The organism is Hymenobacter sp. BT730 (assembly GCF_030542105.1).
GTDB lineage: Bacteria > Bacteroidota > Bacteroidia > Cytophagales > Hymenobacteraceae > Hymenobacter.
Genome location: NZ_JAUOFB010000001.1, coordinates 587,641 through 608,523, shown reverse-complemented (window position 1 = coordinate 608,523; position 20,883 = coordinate 587,641). Strand labels below are relative to the sequence as shown.

General features: G+C 58.8%; 10 protein-coding genes and 1 riboswitch. Of the genes, 2 read left to right on the top strand and 8 right to left on the bottom strand.

From position 1 onward, the window contains the following. Positions 1-7: 7 nt before the first annotated feature. From Q4G72_RS02565 to Q4G72_RS02540, 6 genes are all read right to left on the bottom strand, one after another. The gene (locus Q4G72_RS02565) at positions 8-1,450 is read right to left on the bottom strand and encodes a M16 family metallopeptidase (RefSeq protein ID WP_303309871.1); all 1,443 of its coding nucleotides are present in this window, start codon (positions 1,448-1,450) and stop codon (positions 8-10) included. A 68-nt stretch (positions 1,451-1,518) separates the two neighbouring features. Next, entirely contained in the window at positions 1,519-2,856 is a 1,338-nt protein-coding gene (locus tag Q4G72_RS02560) for a family 1 glycosylhydrolase (RefSeq protein WP_303309870.1), read from the bottom strand. Positions 2,857-2,881: 25 nt separating this feature from the next. After that, entirely contained in the window at positions 2,882-4,555 is a 1,674-nt protein-coding gene (locus Q4G72_RS02555; RefSeq protein WP_303309869.1) for a GMC family oxidoreductase, read from the bottom strand. A 48-nt stretch (positions 4,556-4,603) separates the two neighbouring features. Next, the gene (locus tag Q4G72_RS02550) at positions 4,604-5,197 is read right to left on the bottom strand and encodes a gluconate 2-dehydrogenase subunit 3 family protein (protein WP_303309868.1); all 594 of its coding nucleotides are present in this window, start codon (positions 5,195-5,197) and stop codon (positions 4,604-4,606) included. A 112-nt stretch (positions 5,198-5,309) separates the two neighbouring features. Next, positions 5,310-6,155, bottom strand: coding sequence for an SDR family oxidoreductase (locus tag Q4G72_RS02545; RefSeq protein WP_502213670.1), 846 nt, complete (start codon positions 6,153-6,155; stop codon positions 5,310-5,312). Between the two features lie 165 nt (positions 6,156-6,320). Then, positions 6,321-7,460, bottom strand: coding sequence for a PA14 domain-containing protein (locus Q4G72_RS02540; RefSeq protein WP_303309866.1), 1,140 nt, complete (start codon positions 7,458-7,460; stop codon positions 6,321-6,323). A gap of 113 nt (positions 7,461-7,573) precedes the next feature. Next, a riboswitch (SAM riboswitch) is annotated at positions 7,574-7,681 on the top strand. A 66-nt stretch (positions 7,682-7,747) separates the two neighbouring features. Here Q4G72_RS02540 and metH point away from each other — a divergent pair. Then, a complete protein-coding gene (gene metH / locus Q4G72_RS02535) occupies positions 7,748-11,458 on the top strand; it encodes a methionine synthase (protein ID WP_303309865.1) in 3,711 nt (1,236 codons plus the stop codon). Positions 11,459-11,538: 80 nt separating this feature from the next. After that, positions 11,539-12,495: a methylenetetrahydrofolate reductase [NAD(P)H] gene (metF, locus tag Q4G72_RS02530; RefSeq protein ID WP_303309864.1), complete on the top strand. Its 957-nt coding sequence runs from the start codon at positions 11,539-11,541 to the stop codon at positions 12,493-12,495. A 6-nt stretch (positions 12,496-12,501) separates the two neighbouring features. Here the strand turns inward: metF and Q4G72_RS02525 are convergent, their stop codons facing one another. Continuing rightward, positions 12,502-13,488 carry an NAD(P)/FAD-dependent oxidoreductase gene (locus Q4G72_RS02525; protein WP_303309863.1) on the bottom strand — a complete coding sequence of 329 codons (987 nt, stop codon included), beginning with the start codon at positions 13,486-13,488 and terminating at the stop codon, positions 12,502-12,504. A gap of 132 nt (positions 13,489-13,620) precedes the next feature. Beyond that, on the bottom strand, positions 13,621-20,436 hold the full coding sequence (locus tag Q4G72_RS02520) for a putative Ig domain-containing protein (protein WP_303309862.1): 6,816 nt from the start codon (positions 20,434-20,436) through the stop codon (positions 13,621-13,623). Positions 20,437-20,883: the final 447 nt, after the last annotated feature.

The window sequence follows — 20,883 nt, the reverse complement described above, 5'->3', positions numbered from 1 at the left end:
GATAGGGTTAGCTTTTAGCCAGTGGATTCACAATAAGCAGCGTGCGGTTGGTAGGCCGCAGGTATTCCTGAATGGTGCGCTGCATGATTTCGGGCGTTACTTTCCGGAACTCGGCTTCCAGCGTATTGATGCGGCCGGGGTTGTTATCAAATAAGGCAAAGGAGGCCAGCATATCGGCCCGGCCGAAGTTATTGGAGCCGGAAAGCTGGTCGTAGAGGCTGGAGCGCAGCTTTACCACCGCCAGATCCAACGTGGCTTGATCGATGCCGCCTTTGGCCAGCCGGTTGATTTCCTGATCCAGCACGCTCACCACGGAGTCAGACTTCACGGACTGATCATAGATCAAATCCCCCATCCACAGCATGGGCCCGGAATAGTTGAAGGCATTGCCGAGGTAGTTGATACCGCCGCTCACGTTATCGGAGTAGCCACGCTTCTGCACCAGGGCCTGGTAGAGGCGGCTGTCTTTGCCCTGCAGCAGAATCTGGTCCAGCAGAATGAGGGCGTAATATTCCGGCGTGTTGCGGTCTGGCATGTGGTAGGCGAAGGCCAGGGCGGGCTTGGTAGCCAGCTTGTCGTCCTTGGTGAAGCGCTGCTCCTTTTCCTGACGCGGCTCGGTAATGTCGGGCTTGGGCGGCTGCGGGGCGCTGGGAATGTTGGCGAAGTACTTTTCTACCCACTTTTTGGCATCGGCGGGCTCAAAGTCGCCTACCACGGCCAGGGCAGCATTGTTGGGGGCGTAGTAGGTTTTAAAGAAGGCCTGGGCATCGGGCAGGGTGGCCGCGTCCAGGTCCTTCAGGTCGCCGTAGAAGTTGTGGGCGTTGTTCCAGTTCTGGTTGGCTTTCTGAGGCATGTCCAGCCAGGGAAAGCCGCCGTATGGCTGGTTGAGTACGTTCACGCGCACCTCGTTTTTCACTACCCCCTGCTGGTTGGTGAGGTTGTCCTGTGTGATGGACAGGCCCCGCATTCGGTCGGCCTCGGCCCAGAGAATCGTCTCCAGCTTGTGGGAGGGCACCACTTCAAAATAGTTGGTAAAATCGAAGCGGGTGGAGCCGTTCAGCACGCCGCCATTCTTCTCAATAAGCTGAATGAACTCCATCTTACCCAGGTTCTGGGAGCCTTGGAACATCAGGTGCTCAAACAAGTGGGCGTAACCGGTCCGGTCGCGGGGCTCGTTGCGGAAACCTACGTTGTAGTAGGCCGCTACGGTGGCGGTAGGTGCCGTGTGGTCCGGGGAGAGAATAACCTTCAGCCCATTGGGCAGAGTGTAATACTCTACCGGAATCTGAAAGGATGAGGTGGCCGGCTGCGCTGGCTCCGCAGACGTGGTGGGCGCCGTGGTGGGTGCGGTAGTGCCGGAAATGGTTTTCTGGCTGCAGGAGCCTAGTCCGGCCAGCAACGCCAGACCCAGGGCGTACCGCGTAACTCTTGCTCGTGTGGGATGGTGCATAACAGCTAACGGGGGTTAGATATGATTTTACCACCATGTTACTGAAAATTACTTACATCTTATTCATCCTATATCTCCACTTTTAGGGTGGCCGGCTGCGTCGTTACTTCGAACATCTCGCCGTGGGGAACAATGGTAATCTGGCCATACTCCTTCAGCAGCATTTTATAAGACTCGGCTACCGGCCGGGGCTTACGGTCCAGATCAAAAAGGCCACAGGCATTCAGGCTGCCGGCTTTGCGGGTCAGGCCGCTGTCCCAGTCTACCTGGTCGATGAGGGAATACCAGGTGAAGCCCAGCACCGGCACGCCTTCTTTGCGCATCTGCAGGATGTTGACCCACTGTTTCCAGAGCCAGGTGGGTGCTTCATTGGCATCAAACACATTGGTTTCCGTGTGCATCACGGGCTTACGGTAGCGCTGGTAATATTCGCGGGTGATGTTGTACCAGCCCAGCACGTCAATACTGGTGCACACCGTTCCATCGGGGAGAATAATTCGCTCGTTGCGGCCGTAGTAGTCGTTGCCCATAATCTGGTAGCCAGGCGGCTCACCGGCCATAAACCAGTCATACTCCGTGCGCGTCATGCCGTTGTCGTAGAGGTAGTTCATCACCTGCGCATCGGGATGAAAGGCATAGAGCAGATCGAGAGCCAGAAACCGGAGACGGTTGCCCAACTGAATGGCTGGCGTGCGGGTAGCGCGCAGCTCGTGCGTAAACTCCGCCGACTCACTCTGCACAATGATGCAGTCGGGGCGGTGAATGGCAATCTGCTGGTTGCCCATAATGCTGGCCGCCACCAGGTGCTTCAGGGCCGTCACAAAGGCTGTATCTGACTTTAGCTGCTCATTCCAGGCGCCATCCAGGGCACTCATGCGGGCCGTTACGTAAATTTCATTGACCGGCGTATAGAACCGCACCCAAGGGTAGCGCTTGGCCACGGCGCCGCAGTACTCGGCAAAGTGCACGGGCAGCTCCGGGTTCTGGAAATTACCCAGCCAGTCGGGCACGCCAAAGTGCAGCAGGTCCAGAATAGGCGTAATACCCAGGCGCTGCATTTCAGCCATAGCCTGGTCAGCAAACTCCCAATCATACTGGCCCGGGCCTTGATGAATACGGTAGTAAGGCAGGCCATAGCGCAGCACCTTCAGCCCCATTTCTTTTACCAGGCCCAGATCTTCCTTGTAACGCTCATAGTGGTAGCATTCGGCCAGCAGGTCGCGGCGGGTGCGGCCGTTGTCGATAGTAGGGTAGCTGCACTCGATGCCGGTGGCAAACATGAAGTTACCGGGCAAGCCGGTGGGCAGGCCACTGCCGTCGCTGCCGCCCGCGCCGCCATACTGGTCGCCTTCGTAGTTGCCGCTGCCGAACTTTTCTTTGATGAGCGTGAGGAAGGTTTTAGCCATGGCGAGGTAAGGTTCAGGTGGCAATTCAGGAAACGAGGCGGCGCGCTTCAAGGAATTTATCGGCGGTACGCAGGCTGAGCGCCATTATGGTAAGTGCCGGGTTTACGCTAAGGGAACTGGGAAATACGGAGTTGTCGCAGATGTAGAGGTTAGGTACGTCAAAGGCTTTTCCGTCCGCATTTACCACGGCATCGTCGCCGCTTAGTCCCATACGGGCCGTGCCAATGAGGTGGGCATTGCGTGGAAAAGACCAGATATCCTGCGCCCCGGCCTGGGTCCAGATCTGCCGCATCAGCTTCTCGGCGTGGCGCATCATGCGCCGTTCGTTTTCATGGTTGGTGAAGTGGATACGCGGCTTGGGTAGGCCGCGTGCATCTTTTTCTTCGGCCAACTCCAAGAAGTTTTCCGCATGCGGCAGGCACTCGCCGTGCATATCAATACCAGCTGCGTGGTTGTACTGGCGCATATAAGCCCGCAGCGGCTGCCCCCATAGCTTCCGCTCCCGCGCCACCTGCCCGGCAAACGTGACAGGCATTATACCAATGCTCTGCAGCAGGTAACCACCGGCAAAGTCGGCCTGGGGCGGGCGGTGCATGTCTTCGGAAATCAGAGCCCCGGGAATGCCTTTGTAGGGCCGCACATCCTCGGCAAAAGTGCCCCAAACCTGTAGGCCGGTGTGGGCCATAAAGTTTTTTCCCACGTGGCCGCTGTTCAGGGCCAGCTCATTTAGGAGCAGCAGGCGCGGAGTTTCAACAGCGCCGGCGCACAGAAACAGGTGGCGGCATTTCTGCCGCTGCGGCAGCCCATTTTGCTGATACACTACCCCGGTAATGCGGCCACTCTCGTCGCGCTCAATCTCCGTAACAAAGCTATTCGGCCGAATATCAGCCCCATGCCCGACGGCCAGAGGCAAAAAGGTGACGTCCATGCTGGCTTTGGCGCCGGTACTGCACCCCGCCTGACAGAAACCCCGGTTGGTGCAGGCCTCGCGCCAGCCCACGCCCTCCTGGTAATAGCGCGCCGACAGCGACGCATTAGCGGCCGGCGAGGTGCGAATACCCAGTTGCTGGCAGGCCCGGGCCATGAGCTGGGCCGCACCATTCAGGGGCAGCGGGGCTAATGGATAGGGCCGGCGGCGGGGCTTGCCCCAGGGGTAGTTCTCCGGGCCGGAAATCCCCAAAAATTGCTCCAATTCCTCGTAATAGGGTTCCAGCTCATCGTAGCCGAAGGGCCAGTCCATGCCCACGCCAAAGTCGCGGCGGATATGGAAGTCGTCGTCCTGCGCGCGGGGCGTGTAGGCCGTATAATGCAGGGTAGAGCCACCTACGCCGGTTCCGGAATTATTTTTACCGAAGGCCACCGGGTCCTGGCCGGCAGCCAGCCGCTCATCGTTCCAGAACAGAAATTCCTGGGCTTTTTCGTCAGTGGCGAAGTCACGGCTTGGGTTATGCCAGGGGCCCGCTTCCAGGGCCACCACCTTCAGTCCGGCCATAGCCAGACGGGCCAGCAAGGGGGCGCCACCCGCGCCGGTGCCAATCACCACACAATCCACCTCATCCGTGGGGTCGGGCAGCGGTTGGGGCTGCTCCTTTTCTACGGGCGCCGCTTCTTCTTTTAGCAGGCTTTTCAGCAACGGGTCCTGAATCTCGGGCTTCACCGGGTTTAGCACCCCTTCTTCCAGTACTTCTTCGTCGGGCATATCACTACTGGTTAGGCTGGTTTTAAATGATGAAGCTGTAAACAGGGGTTAGGGTTGCTCCTCGGGCTCCCGGGGTTCCAGCTCATTCAAACCGATGCGCGTCCAGCCGGGCACATCAGCCATACCCACATAGCCAATTTCTTCCTGAGCCAATGGATGCGCGTAGTAGGCTTCCGTCAGCTCGGCCAGCAGCTCCTCAAAAAAACGGCCCTGATTTAGCTGCATCCAGTTGTTGCCGGCGGCCTTACCCGCAGCCAGCTGCTCCACCACCGCATCCTGCTGGGCTTCGTTCAACTCCCGAAAATCCTGCTGAAACTGCTTCTGTGCTGCCTGGTTAATTCCGCCCAGCCCCAACCGATAGGCCTCTCGGTCGGGTGGCAGTACATCGTAGCGCCAGCCGTCGGAGCGGCCTTCGGCCAGACGCGCATCAATGACCGGAGCCAGCTCAATAGGCCTGGCGCGCTCGGGTTGCGGCAGCAGCCGCGCAGCTACCGCACGCAGCACCTGATAGGTATCGGCATCGAAAAACCGGGGTTCATAATGGGCCGGAGCATCCAGCCGGGCCTGCAACGCCGTGCGGGTGGCCTCCGTGACTAAATCAGTCTGAAGCAGGGCATGAACGGTTCCTTCGGGATAGGTCATGGCTTTGATTGAGGCTTGATGAGCGGGGTCACTACTTATAACACCAACCCCAAAGCGAGGCGGCTGTTAAAAATAATCAGCTGTTTCTCAGAGAGTATCACCGCGAAAGGTGCTATTGGTCACTGCTGAGCTTGCCGCCCGTGACGTGCACAAGGCTGCCGGTCATGAAAGAACCATCCTGGGAGGCCAGCAGCACATAGGCGGGCGCTATTTCCTCGGGCTGCCCCGGGCGCTTCAGGGCCACTTCGTAGCCAAACTTCTCTATTTCTTCCAGCGGCATGGTGGCCGGAATGTTGGGCGTCCAAACCGGCCCCGGCACTACGCAGTTCACCCGAATGCCCCGCTCGCCCAGGTGCGTGGCCAGGCTTTTGGTGAAGGCATGGATGGCCGATTTGGTGGCCGTATAATCAATCAGTAGCGGGTTGCCCGTGAGCCCCACAATACTGCCGGTATTGATAATAGAATCGTTCTTTTGGAGATGAGGCACGGCGGCCTGCGCCATCCAGATATAGCCCAGAATATTGGTATCGAAGGTGCGACGAATCTGCTCTTCAGGAATGTCCTCAAACTTCTCCTGCGCCATTTGAAAGGCGGCATTATTCACCAGAATATTCAGCCCGCCCAGTTCCTTGCGGGTGAGGCGCACGGCCTGCTTGCACTGCTCCGGGTCGCGCACGTCCAGCTGCAGCAGCAGGCATTTCCGGTTCTGCGCTTCTACCAGCCGCTTGGTTTCCTCGGCGTCCTGGGTGTTTTCGTTGTAGAGTACGGCCACGTGGGCGCCTTCCATAGCAAAGGCCACCGCCACGGCCCGGCCAATGCCGCTGTCGGCGCCCGTAATCAGGGCCACTTTATTCTGCAGCTTGCCGGCAGCGCGGTAGGTGCTGAAGCTCATGCCCGGCTGCAGCTTCATATCGGCCTGCTTGGCCGGGTAGGGCAGCTTTTGAGCTACCTTTTTCATGTCTTTGGCCGTGGGCCGGTCCACGGGCTTGGGTGTGGTGTCCTTTTTGGTGGAAGTAGCTGGTTTTTTAGTAGCCATAGCGCTAGGGAATAGTCAGTTGTTTTCTCTCTACGAAAAAACCTACGGCATAACCATCCCGCGGTTAGCTGGCATCTGGGCGGTTTTTTACTCCACCACCACTTCTACCCGGCGGTTGCGCGGGCGCTGTTTAGGGTCCCGGTTATCCGCTACCGGGCGCGTGCCGCCGTAGCCCTTTGGTATCAGGCGCGTGGAATCTATGCCCTGCTGCACCAGATACCGGCGCACCGTGCGGGCCCGCTGCTCCGAGAGCTGCCGGTTCAGCTCCGCGTCGCCTACGTTATCGGTATGCCCGGCAATTTCCAGGCGTAGCGTGGGCTGGGCCTGTAGGGTACGCACCAGCTGGTTGAGCATAGGCCGCGACGTGGGCAGCAGCGTGGCCTTACCCTGGGTGAAATATAGGTTAGGAAGCGTAACCGCTGTGCCTTTGGTCAGGGTGCTTAAATCGGGCAGAGCCCCGGCAGTGCTTGTATCAGCCGGCACCGCTACGGGCACCACTGGCTTCGGAGCAACCGTCGCCACCACGGCCTCCCGGGGAGGTTTAACTACCGCCGCGCGGCGCGCCGGTGGCCGAACCGTCCGCACCACTGGCGCAGTAGCCTTGGCCGGAGCTGCCACTGGGGGCTGGGGCCGGACTACCTCGCGCGGTACCGGCTTGGCTGAAGCCGGCAGCTTGGCGTACAGATATTGCGGCGGAATAGGCTGCGGGTCCTCGGTTGAGTTAGGCAGCTGCCAGCTGAGCAGGGCACGGCTGTCCCACAGTACCTGGTAGTACTCCACCCGCAGGGGATAGTAGCGGCCCCCCATGAGCTGCACCTGGGCCGTGACGGCCGTTACCCGCTGGTCGCGCCAGGAGCTCAGCACCCGCTTGCCGCCTACCCACACGCGCATGCCGTCATCGGACAGGATACGAAAAGTATAGAGCCCCGTCACCGGCACGTAGATGTGCCCCGTCCAGCGAATAGAGAAGTCCTCCCCCGAAACGCCGGGTGCCGGCGAGCGGTACCGTTCCCGCGGCAGGCCTGGGGCTGGTGAGCTGTAAGTCCAATCGAAGTCGATAGTAGGATCGGTGCGGGTGTGTGCCAGCTCCTGGAAGTTGCGGCCGTTATAATACTGCCCCTGCAGGCCGGTGCCCGGGGTTTTGGGTAGCGTTTGCGCCTGCAGCAATGCCCCCGGCAGCACCAGCAACGCCGCTATAAAGCCCAGAATAGATGGTGGCTGTAGCATGCCGAAAGAAATAGAAAAGCTTGGTCAATTTTTGATTCTGACAACCCGCAGGGTAACGCTGCCAAGGTCCGAAAAATTGGATTAAGGACATTCCTGCCGTATCTTCGTCTTGTTACTTATCCAGAAAGACCGAGGGATTGGGCCCGATGACGTCTTAGCAACCTGATCAAAACAAGGTGCTAACTCCCGTTCTACCTCTTTTTGGTGGAAGAAGATAAGTACAGAACCCGCTCTGGCGCGGCTCTTTCTGGATAGGCTATTGACTGCCGTTTTTCTGAAAAGCCGACATGCCGACGACGACCTCCTCCCCGCTCCACGATATTCTGCGCCAGCGCCTCCTCATTCTGGATGGCGCCATGGGCACCATGATCCAGCGCCATAAGCTGGAAGAAGCTGATTTCCGGGGCACCCGCTTCGCCGACCACCCCAAGCCCCTGCGCGGCAACAACGACCTGCTCAGCCTTACCCGCCCCGATATCATCCGGGGCATTCACGCCGACTACTTCGCGGCCGGGGCTGACATGGTGGAAACCAACACCTTCTCCGGCACCACCATTGCCCAGGCCGATTACGGGCTGGAGCACATTGTGTATGAGCTGAACTACGAGTCGGCGCGCATTGCGCGGGAAGTGGCCGATGAGTTTACTGCCCAGAATCCCGCCAAGCCGCGCTTCGTGGCCGGCGCCGTGGGCCCCACCAACCGCACCGCCTCCCTCTCCCCCGACGTCAACCGCCCCGGCTTCCGGGCCGTGACGTTTGACGAGCTGGCCACCGCCTACCTGGAGCAGGTGCGCGGCTTGGTAGAAGGCGGCTCCGATGCGCTGCTGATTGAAACCATCTTCGATACCCTGAACGCCAAAGCGGCCCTGTACGCCGTGCAGAAGTTCTTCGATGACGGCGGCAAAGTGGTGCCCGTCATGATTTCCGGCACCATTACCGATGCTTCCGGCCGTACGCTGTCGGGCCAAACGGTGGAGGCTTTCTGGAACTCTATTCGCCACCTGCCGCTGCTGAGTGTGGGGCTGAACTGCGCCTTGGGGGCGCATCAGCTCAAGCAATACGTGCAGGAGCTCAGCCGCATTGCCGACGTGCACATTTCGGCTTACCCTAATGCCGGGTTGCCCAACGCTTTTGGTGGGTATGATGAATCGGCGCAGGAGTTTGCGGCGGTGGTAGAAGACTACCTCAAAGACAACCTGCTGACGGTAGTGGGCGGCTGCTGCGGCACTACGCCCCAGCACATTGCCGAGCTGAGCAAGCTGGCCGAGAAATACCAGCCCCGCCCCCTGCCTGCCGTGCCGACCGTGACGCGCCTGAGCGGCCTGGAGCCCTTCGGCATCAATGAAACCAGCCTGTTTGTGAACGTGGGCGAGCGGTGCAACGTGACAGGCAGCCGCGTCTTTGCCCGCCTCATCCGCACCGGCAACTACGAGGCCGCCCTGCAGGTAGCCCGCGACCAGGTGGAAGGCGGCGCGCAGGTGCTGGACGTGAACATGGACGAAGGCATGCTGGATTCGGAGCAGGCCATGACCACCTTCCTGCACCTGATTGCCTCCGAGCCCGACATTGCCCGCGTGCCCATCATGATTGACTCCTCGAAATGGAGCGTGCTGGAAGCCGGCCTCAAGTGCGTGCAGGGCAAGAGCATCGTCAACTCCATTTCTCTGAAAGAGGGCGAGGAAGTATTCAAAGCCCACGCCCGCACCGTGCGCCAGTACGGCGCCGCCGTGGTGGTTATGGCTTTTGATGAAAACGGACAGGCCGACACGCTAGAAAAGCGCATCGAAATCTGCCGGCGCTGCTACGATATTCTGGTAAACGAAGTGGGCTTCCCGGCCGAGGATATCATCTTCGACCCCAACATCCTGACGGTGGGCACCGGCATGGAGGAGCACCGCAACTACGCCCTGGATTTCATTGAGGCCGTGCGCTGGATTAAAGCTAACCTGCCGAGCGTGCTCACAAGCGGCGGCGTGAGCAACATCAGCTTCTCGTTCCGCGGCAACGACGTGGTGCGCGAGGCTATGCACTCCTCCTTCCTCTACCACGCCATCCAGGCCGGGCTGGATATGGGCATTGTAAACCCCAGCCAGTTGGCCGTATACGATGAAGTGCCCAAGGATTTGCTGGAGCTAGTGGAAGACGTGCTCCTCAACCGACGCCCCGATGCCACCGAGCGCCTCGTGGATTTCGCCGAAACTGTGAAGCAGAAAGACAAGGCCGAAGTGGTAGCCGATGCCTGGCGCAGCCTGCCCGTGGCCGAGCGTTTGCAGCACGCCCTGATAAAAGGCATCACCGAGTTTATTGACCAGGACACCGAGGAAGTGCGCCAGCAGGTAAACCGGCCGCTGGAAGTGATTGAAGGCCCCTTAATGGCCGGCATGAACGTGGTGGGTGACTTATTTGGCGCCGGCAAAATGTTCCTGCCCCAGGTGGTGAAATCGGCCCGCGTGATGAAGAAGGCCGTGGCCTACCTGGAGCCCTACCTACTGGCCGACAAGCAGAGTGGCGACCGGCAGACCGCCGGCAAAATTCTGCTGGCCACGGTGAAAGGCGACGTGCATGACATCGGCAAAAACATTGTGGGCGTGGTGCTGGCCTGCAACAACTTCGACATCGTAGACCTAGGCGTGATGGTGCCGCTGGAAAAGATTCTGGACGAAGCCGTGAAGCAGCAGGTAGATGTCATTGGCCTGAGCGGGCTCATCACGCCAAGCCTGGATGAAATGGTGTACGTGGCCCAGGAAATGGAAAAGCGCGGCCTGAAAACCCCGCTGCTCATTGGCGGCGCCACCACTTCCCGTCTGCACGTGGCTGTGAAGATTGCACCCAACTATTCTGGCCCTGTGGTGCACGTAAACGATGCCTCCCGCAGCGTAGGCGTAGCTGCCGCTTTGCTGGGCTCCGCTGATGTGGAATATGCCCGCACCGTGCGCGAAGATTACCGTCAGCTGCGTGAGGACTACGCCGGCCGCCAGCGCGAGAAAAACTACCTGCCCATTGAAGCCGCCCGGGAAAACGGGTTTAAAGCCGATTGGGAAACCACGCCCATCACGAAGCCTTCTTTCCTCGGCACCAAAGTGCTGGAGGATTACCCGCTGGCCGAGCTGGCCACCTACATCGACTGGACGCCCTTCTTCCACACTTGGGAGCTGAAAGGCCGCTACCCGCGTATTCTGGAAGACGAAAACCTGGGCGAGGCAGCTACCAAGCTGTTTGAGGATGCGCAGGCGCTGCTGAAGAAAATCATCGACGAAAAGCTGCTCACGGCCCGCGCAGTGCTGGGCTTCTGGCCCGCCAATACCCTCGACCACGACACTATTCAGGTGTTTACCGATGAGTCGCGGGAAGAGGTACAGACCGAGTTTTTTACTCTGCGCCAGCAGAGCGAAAAAGCCCCCGGCATACCTTCGCTGGCCTTCTCTGATTTCGTGGCTCCGCGGGAAACCGGCCGGGAGGACTACATCGGCGGGTTTGCGGTGACGGCGGGCCTGGGCATTGAAAAGCTGCTGGACCAGTTCGAAAAAGACCACGACGACTACTCCAGCATCATGGTGAAAGCCTTGGCCGACCGCCTCGCCGAGGCGTTTGCCGAGCGCCTGCACCAGCGCGTGCGGGAGGAATTCTGGGGATATGCGCCCGCGGAGAACCTTTCCAACGAAGACCTCATTCAGGAGAAATACCAGGGTGTGCGGCCCGCACCCGGCTACCCCGGCTGCCCCGACCACACCGAGAAAATCACGCTGTTCGAACTGCTGGACGCTGAAAATAAAACCGGCATCCGCCTGACGGAAAACCTAGCCATGTACCCGGCCTCTTCCGTCAGCGGCTTCTACTACGCGCACCCCAACTCCCGCTATTTCGGGCTGGGCCGTATCGGCAAAGACCAGGTAGCGGACATAGCCCAACGCAAGAACATGCCGCTGCCGGAGTTGGAGCGCTGGTTGGCGCCCAACCTGAACTATGACCCGGTTTCCGTGCCCGTAACTGCCCTGTAAGTAGTAGCTACGCTCCTTTTGTTAGGGCACAAGCTTTGAACACCACCGCAATACCCACCAGCTTTTAGTTGGTGCTCCATATGAAAGTAACCGACCACCTGCTGCAAGCCAAGGGAAAAACGCTGTTTTCCTTTGAGGTTCTGCCGCCGAAAAAGGGCGAGAATATCCAGAGCCTGTTCACCAATATTGAGCCGCTTCTGGAGTTCAAGCCCCCGTTTATTGACGTCACCTACCACCGCGAGGAGTACGTGTACCGGCAGCACCCCAACGGCTTGCTGGAAAAGAAAACCGTGCGCCGCCGGCCGGGTACGGTCGGTATCTGCGCGGCCATCAAAAACCGCTTCGATGTAGATACGGTGCCCCACCTCATCTGCGGTGGCTTCTCCAAGGAGGAAACCGAAAATGCCCTCATCGACCTGCACTTCCTGGGCATTGATAACGTACTAGCCCTGCGCGGGGACCCTATCAAATCAGAAGGCCGATTCCTGCCGGACCCTGACGGCCACAGCTACGCCTGCGACCTGATTGGCCAGGTGGCCGACCTGAACAAAGGCTCCTACCTGGACGAGGAGCAGGACGACACCTGGGCCACCAACTTCTGCATTGGCGCGGCCGGCTACCCTGAAAAGCACTTCGAGTCGCCGAACTACGCGGCCGACCTGCGCTACCTCAAACACAAGGTAGACCGCGGCGCCGACTACATCGTGACCCAGATGTTCTTCGACAATGAGCAGTTCTTCAGCTTCGAGAAGCGCTGCCGGGAAGCGGGCATCAATGTGCCCATCATTCCCGGCTTAAAGCCTCTCACGGCCAAAGGCCAGCTCACCATGCTGCCCCGGGCCTTCTACCTTAACATTCCGGAAGAGCTGGCCGATGCCGTGCATCAGGCTCCCAGCAACGAGGTGGCCCGGCGTATTGGCATTGAGTGGTGCATCAACCAGAGCAAAGAGCTAATGGCGCACGGCGTACCCGTGCTGCACTACTACAGCATGGGCAAATCGGACAGCATCCGGCAGGTGGCCAGCGCGCTGTTCTAAGCTTCGCTAGCGGCACTCTTCCCGCGTCAGGCTTTCATTGATGGCAATGGCGGCCAGGGAGCCTTCGGCGGCAGCAATAATGGCTTGTTGCGGAGCGGGGGTAATGTCGCCAGCGGCGTAGATACCCTTGATGCTGGTCTGGGCTTTTTTGCTGGTCCACACGGCACCGCTGGAGAGCATGCGGCACCCGGTTTCTTCCGCCAGCGTGCTGCGCTGCCGTTGGTGGGTGTGCAGAAACAGCGCGTGGCGGGAGAGCTTCTCCCCGTTTTCAAATACGATGTGGCGCAGCTCGCCGGTAGGGCGGCCTTCCAGGCGCGCAATTCTATCTTCGCGCACCACCACGCCATGCCGCTCCAGCCGCCGCATGCCTTTTTCCTTGATTCCGCTGGGGCCATTGGTGCACACCACCACATCCTTGCTCCAGCGGCTGATGAGCAAGCCCAGCCCAAAAGCGGTTTTGCCCTGCCCTAATACGGCCAGGGGCTTGCTACGCACCTCCCAGCCGTGGCAATACGGGCAGTGCAGCACGCCCATGCCCCACAGCTCGCGCATACCCTCAATGGGCGGCAGGTCGTCGGTGACGCCGGTGGCCAGCAGCACCCGCCGGGTTGAAACCGTAACCGGGTGGCCGCCCCTATCAGGCTGCATGGTGATGCTGAAACCTATTTCCTTTACCTCGATATGGGTAACGCAGGCCTCCCGGGTGCTAATGGTGGGATAAGGCGCTAGCTGCTCCCGGCCTACCCGCAGCAGTTCGGCGGGCTTAATACCGTCGCGGGTGAAAAAGCTGTGCACGCCGGGCGAGGTGCTGTTGCGGGGCGGGCCGCTACTGCAAACCAACACCTTGCGGCAGCTGCGGCCCAACACCAGGGCGGCACTCAGCCCGGCGCTGCCGCCCCCCACTATCACCACATCATAGTCGGCAGCGGTGGCGAAAGAAAACTCCATGGGGGCAGCCTCCGGGGCTATATTATTCGAAGAAGCAGGTTTCATAAAGTAAGTCTTACTAACACATAGAACTAGTAAACCAACTTGCTGCTACGTAGTCTGCCTGAAATGGTGGAAGAAAAAACAAAAAGCCCCTTCCAAGCTGGAAGGGGCTTTTCGGACGCCATCGGCGAAAGGCTAGTTTCTCTTCACCAGCTTTTGGTTCAGATTCAGGCTATTCCCGTGAATCAGAATGTGGTAGGTACCCTCGCTCAAAGAGCGGATATCCAGTGCCTGTTGCAGACCGCCCTGGGCCGAAGCCTGGCGGACTATCCGGCCCGTCATATCGAGCACCTGTACTTGATAAGTGCCGGCGGGCAGCTTGCTCAGGTCCAGCGTGGTGTTATCCACAGCCGGGTTCGGGAACAGGCTAATGCTGGCGGCACTAGCCGTAGCTTTAAAGCGTACCGTGCGAATCTGCGTAATGTGCTCCTTGCCATCCATATCCACCTGACGCAGGCGGTAGTACACGGTACCCGTATAGCTCAGCCCTACATTCGCGTCCGTGAAGGTATAGTCGTGGTAGTTGGTGGTGCTGCCATTACCGCGCACCTGACCTATCGACGTAAATGTGAGGCCGTCGAAGCTGCGCTCCACAGCGAAGTGGTCGTTGTTCTTCTCCACGGCCGTGCGCCACGTCAGTTGGGCATTTGCCTGCACAGCCTGCACGTTGAACGTCGTCAGCTCAATGGGCAGCGGCGGTACCGTAACGGTAATGCTCACGGTGGTTACCGATTTGCCACCCACGGCATCAACCGTGTTTATGGTAGCGGTAAACACGCCAGCAGCAGCATTAGTCGCCACTGGAATAGTAATGGCGCCAGTCGAGGTATTGAGCTGCATCCACATTGGGAGGCTGCTGCCAGCGGCCAGGGTAGCCGAAGTCAGCGTGGCATCAGCATCGGTAACCGAGGCCAGCGTCTGGCCATTGCGGAGGTTGCTCTTCGCGTAGGTGTTACCTACCGAGTACGTTGCTTCCGCGTCCGTCGTGATGGTAATATCAACGGTGTTAGTGGATTTGCCGCCCGTGGCGTCTACCGTGTTTACCCGGAAGCTGTAAGTGCCGGCCGTCAGCGTGGCGTTGCTTGCCGTAAACTGACCCGTAGTCAGGTTGAAGCTCATGCCCGTGGGCAAGGTGCCCGTTGTGAGGGTAGCTTGCACTACACCTCCATTGGTATCCGTTACGGTGGCCAGCGACATGCCGTTGCTAAGCGCATCCTGGTTGTAAGTGTTGGACGAGGAGTACACGGCCTCGGCGTCACCGGTGAACGTCAGGGTCACGGCTTGGGTGGTAATACCCCCGGTAGCATCGGTCGTTGTTACCTGGAAGGCATAGGTACCGGCTACCAGCAAGGAGGCGTTGCTCACTGTCAGCTGGCCCGTGGTGGCATTCAGGGCTACGCCAGCAGGGAGGCTGGTGCCATTGGCCAAAACGGCCGAGGTAATAGCGCCGTTGGCATCCGTTACCGTCGCCAGGCTCTGGTTGTTCGCATAGCTCTTCACGTTTTTAGCGGCGGCCACGGTGTACACCGCTTCGGCGTCGCTGAAGTTAAGCGTAATCGACTGCGTCGTCGAGCCGCCTACTGCATCTGTGGTGGCTACCTGGAAAGTGTAGGTGCCCGCTACCAGGGCCGCCGCATCCGATACCAGCAGCTGCCCGGTGGTGGCGTTCAGGCTAACTCCGGCTGGCAGCGTGCCATTCGGCGTAGCAGAAACAATAGCACCATCGGCATCGGCTACCGTAGCCAGGGAGTTGCCGGTCGTGTAGGCATCCAGGTTCTTCGCCGTAGCCAGCGAGTACACCGCTTCCTTATCGGCGGCGATGGTAATGCTAACCGGTACCGTCGACTTACCGCCGGAGGCATCCACCGTGTTTACGGTGAAGCTGTAAGTGCCAGCCGCCAGCGTGGCGCTGTTGCTTACTGTGAACTGGCCCGTAGACAGGTTGAAGCTCATGCCCGTGGGCAAAGTACCCGTAGCCAGCGCGGCAGTAGTCAGGGCGCCGTCCACATCCGTTACTGTTGCCAGGGACAAGCCATTGCTGAGCACATCCTGGTTATAAGTGTTGGGCGAAGAGTACACCGCTTCCCGGTCAGCCGTAAAGGTCAGCGTGATAGTGCTCGCTGATTTACCGCCGTTTGCGTCTGTGGTATTAATTGTTAGAGGATACGAGCCGGCTACCAAGGCCGAAGCGCTGCTCACGGTGAACTGACCCGTAGTAGCATTAAGCGCTACCCCGGCTGGCAGCGTGCTGCCGTTGGCCAGTACGGCTGCGGTCAACGTACCATCGACATCCGTAACCGTTGCCAAAGATGCACCGGCCGTATAGCTATCCACATTCTTTGCGGCAGCCACCGAGTACACGGCTTCTTTATCCGCCGTAAACGTGAGGGTAATGCTCTGGGTAGTAGTACCGCCCAAAGCATCGGTAGTGGTTACGCTCAAGGCGTACGTGCCGGCCACTAGCAGGGCCGCATTCGATACGGTGAACTGCCCCGTGGTTGCGTTGAGGGCCACCCCAGCAGGCAGCGTGCTACCACCGGCTAGGACGGCAGCCGTCAACGCGCCATCGGCATCGTTTACGGTTGCCAGGGAAGCACCCACCGGGTAGCTGTCTACATTTTTGGCGGCGGCCACGGTGTATACAGCTTCTTTATCGGCGGTGAAGGTCAGGGTGACGGCTTGGGTCGTGGTACCACCATTAACATCGGTGGTTTTCACCTGGAAGGTGTAGCTACCGGCTACCAGCAAGGAGGCGTTGCTCACTGTCAGCTGGCCCGTGGTAGCGTTCAGGGCTACGCCAGCAGGGAGGCTGGTGCCGTTAGCCAGCACGGCGGAGGTTAATGCACCGTCGGCGTCAGCTACGGTAGCCAAAGAGGCACCAGTAGTATAGTCGTCCGCGTTCTTGGCAGCCACTACGGTGTACACGGCTTCCTTATCGGCCGTGAAGGTGAGGGTGATGCTCTGCGTCGTCACACCGCCCAGGACATCGGTAGTAGCTACGCTCAAAGGGTATGAGCCAGCTACTAACAGAGAAGCATTGCTTACGGTAAACTGACCCGTAGTAGCATTTAAGGCTACGCCGGCGGGCAACGTGCTGCCGGTGGCCAGCACAGCGGAGGCCAGAGCCCCATCCGCATCGGTTACCGTGGCCAGAGAATTACCGGTTGTGTAGCTGTCTACATTCTTCGCAGCAGCAACCGTGTACACGGCTTCCTTATCCACATCGGTTACCTGAATAGAGTAGGTAGCCGTGTTGGAAACGGCACTCTGGTTATCCGTTGCCGCGTAGGTAAACGTTACCGTGCCGCCAAAGGCGCCCGAGGGGTCAAAATTCAGTTTAGCTGCCTGGGCCGGGGTCAGCGTTACTGTCCCGATATTACCGCTGGTGAAGGCCACATAAGTGCCACTCACCCCATCCGTATTGTTATTGTAGTACAGCGTACCATCCGTAGGCAGGCTCTTGATGGAGTAGGAAGTAATCGAGCCATCGGCATCCGTTGCATTCAGGGAGCTGATAGCCGTTTGACCGGCCGAGCTGGCAATGGGGCTGCTCAGCGAGTTGCTCACGGCTGTTGCCACCGGGGCCGCGTTGCTGAGTGTGATGGTGTAAGTAGCCGGCGTGGTGTCAACAGGGCCCGTAGCGCTGTTAGCGCGCACGGTGTAGGTGAAAGTTACCGTGGTGTTGCTGGCGCCACTCGGGTCAAAGGTCAGTTTATTGGCATCGGCGGCCAGCAGCTCAAACTCGGGGGTAGTCACGGCTACTCCGTTCACGTACAGTGTCCCTTGGGTATCGCCATTTGGAATGGTGCGAATGATGTAGCTGTAGAGCGACGTATTCCCATTTAACGAACCTGAGAAGGCCGTAATGGCTGTAGCACTGGCGCTGCTCACAATCGGGCCCGAGGACACGTTGCTGGCAATCGGCTCAGTAATGTTCTGGTTTACCGGTACAGTGTAGGTAGCCGTATTGGCACTGGCCAGGCCGCTGTTGTCCTTGGCCGTAAACTGTAGGGCCAGAGTGGTAGCCGTGGTATTGGCAGCCGGGTTGAAATACAGGTAGGCGCCCGCCGGAATAACAGTACTGGTGGTAATGATTGTCAAAGCGTTGTTGTTACGCCCCACATTGACTCCCAGGTCGGTGGTGGAGTAGGTTAGCTCCCCCTGCGTCGTGGTGTTTGGCAAGCCGCCGGTAATGGTGAAGGAGGCAATGGTGCCGTCGGCATCCGAGCCATTCAGCGTGCCATTCGGGGCGGTCCAGTTCAACCGGTAAGCATCGTTTTTCGTGGTCGTTGTAACGCTGCTGTTCGTACCGGAAATGGCGCGCGGAGCCTGGTTGCCGAGCGTAATGGTGAACGTAGCGGGCGTAGCATCTACAGCGCCGTTGTTGTCGGTGGCCGTGTAAGTGAAGGTAACGTTGCTGTTCGTGGCGCCCGAGGGGTCGTATTTCAGCGAAGCCGCCTGCTGGGCGGTCAGGTTTAACTGGGAAGCGCCGCCAGTTAGCATAGCGCTGGTAATGGCCACATAGGTGCCCGAGGTACCATCGGCAGCCGTGTTGTAGGAGAGCGTGCCGCTGCCGGGCAGCGCCGAAATCTGATACGAAGCAACCGTGCCATCGGTATCCGTAGCCGTCAGGGCCGGAATAGCCGTGGGGCCATTCGCGCCGGGAATAGGCTGGGCCGTCGTCATCGTCACGTCGGCGGCTACCGGGGCCACGTTGCTTACGGGCACCGTATAGGTAGCCACGTTCGAGAGGTTCCCCACGTTATCCTTGGCCGTGAACGTAAAGGCCACGTTGCCATTAAAAGCGCCGGATGGGTCAAACTTCAACGAAGCGGCCTGCGCCGGGGTCAGCGTTACCGTGCCGATATTACCGCTGGTGAAGGCGACATACGTGCCACTCACGCCATCGACGTTGTTGTTGTAGTAGAGCGTTCCGTCTGCGGGCAGGCTGGCAATCTGGTAAGTAGCAATGGCGCCGTCCGCATCCGAAGCCTGCAGGCTGCTGATAGTCGTTTGTCCGGCGCTGCTCAGGATAGTACCCGAGTTGGTGGTATTGGCAGCAACCGGGACAATAGAGCTGGCCACGGGAATGGTATAGGTAGCCGTGTTGCTCACCTGGCCATTGTTGTCCTTGGCAGTGAACGTGAAGATGACGTTGCCGCTGGCCAGGCCGGAAGGGTCGAAGCGCAGCGAGGCAGCCTGAGCCGGGCTCAGGTTCAGAGTGTTCAGATTAGCGCTGGCAACGGCTACGTACGTACCGCTGATGCCATCCGCATTGGTGTTATAGAACAGCGTACCATCCGTAGGCAGGCTGGCAATCTGGTAAGTAGCAATGGTGCCATCGGCATCCGAAGCCTGCAGCGCTGTAATGGCTTTCTGCCCATCGGTGCTATAAATAGTTGCCCCCGAATAGGTAGTGGTAGCGGCAACTGGGGCACTGTTCGTGATGTTCAGCGAATAGGCCGCCGTTGAGGTGCTGATGTCGCCCTGCGAATCGGTGGCATAGTAGCTGAAGCTAACGGTACCGACACTCGCCGTGCTGTTCGGCAAAAAGTACAGGGACGCGGCCTGAGCCGCGCTCAGCACCAGACCAGAAAAGTTGCCCGCGTTAACTTCCGTGTAAGTAGACCCCGACTTGACGTACAGTTTGCCGGAAGTATTCAGCGCAGTCAGGCTGGCCTGCGTGATGGTAAAGGTGCTGATAGCATCTCCGTTTACATCGGTAGCGGCCAAGGGCGACAGCTGCGTATACACTGCCCGAGGCGTGGTAGAGCTCAGCGCCGTGGGTACGGGCGGTGTATTTACCACGGTTGTCACCTTGGCGGCGGCGGCAGAGCCGTTGTTGTCCAGCGGGTCGGCGTCGTCGGTGCCAATGGTGCTACTGGCCGTGCCGTTCACAGTAGTGGCCGGCATTACGAACGTAATAACAGACGTGCTGCTGGCCCCGATGGCCAGGTTGGCAATGGTCGGCAACGTCAATACCCCCGTCGATTGCACGTAGGTGCTCCCGGTGGGGTAAGAGGCCAGCACGGTGCCTGGGGTAAACTGCACCTTGGGCTGCACGCCGGTAGCGGCATAGTCACCGCTGGCAGTAGTAGTGGCAGTGTAGGTTACCGTTGAGCCCGCCTTGGCGTGGTTAGTGCCCGACAAAGTAGTAGCTACGTTGGCCTGCGTACACCACGACATGTAGTCAATGGCGATATACTGCCCCAGCGGATCAGCAATGCCGGTAATAACGTTCTGGTAGGTTATCTTAAAAGAAACGATGGGCTTGTTAAATGTTACCGTTACGTTGCCCAGCGTGGAGTTTGCGGCAACGTTCTGAAGCCCCTGGAGGCTATTGCCGCTCAAGGAAATGTAAGCGGCATCACGCGTTACAGTAGCATCCGTAGTCGAAGACAGATTTAGCACTGTCCCATCGGCCTGCGTAGCCGTGAAGGTTACCTTGTCTACCCAAGCTTGGGCCCCCAGGTCAATGTCCTGAATCCGCAGGCTGAAGTTGTTTACCGGACGGTTGAGGGAATAAGTAATCTGGGTAGTGACGTCGGCTGTGCTGGTATAATCTGCTTCCCAGTACAGGGAATTGGCACCGTTAACCGGCGTCACATACAGGCCGGTCTGAGTGCCTCCGGCCGGCTCTACATAAGAGCCCGCAGTGCTGATGGTTGTATTCGTAGAGCCACCTCCCGCATTCACCGGTGCGTGGTTTTTCCAGTCTTCGTTCGTTGTGCGGGTAGCAAAGTTGAGCGTCGTGGTGTTGATACACGTAGCAGCAACAGCCATTGCCACCGGGGTAGTCTGGCGCTTCAACGATTTACGGGCCGTGGTAGACTGGGCCGTGGAAATACTTGGATCTATATCAGTTATAGAGTCCCTCTTCCGGGCTTGTCCCTGTACTCCCAACGGCACTAAAGCCAGCAGTAGAAGTACGGAGTGTAAGAGTATTTTCATGCAAATGAGGTGTGGGGTAGAAGTTTGAAACTGAGCGTAACCTTACGTGCGCTATTCCGTAGGGCCTGCAAACCTACTGTGGAGCTTACTTTCAGATGGACACATTTCGACCAACTGGTCCAATCACTCGTTCGACTCCATCCACGCCTCGCCGGTGAATTTTAGGCCCGGATATCAAACCTGGCTTTTACTTTCCTCCCGCACTTATACCGGTCATTTTCACCCAAAAAAGCCGGGCTCCATCTGGTATGAAGCCCGGCTTTTTTGCTGTATAAGTGGAACAGGCGATATGCATTGGTGCTCTATTCTCTATTGCCTCTATTGTTGACTTTGTTAATTCCATTCGATAAGCTGCTTGTAAACTCACAGCAAATTCTCCCACTTGAATAGTTATAAAACAAAATGCCGCCGGCTCCTGAGCCGGCGGCATTTTGGCAAAGTGTTTTT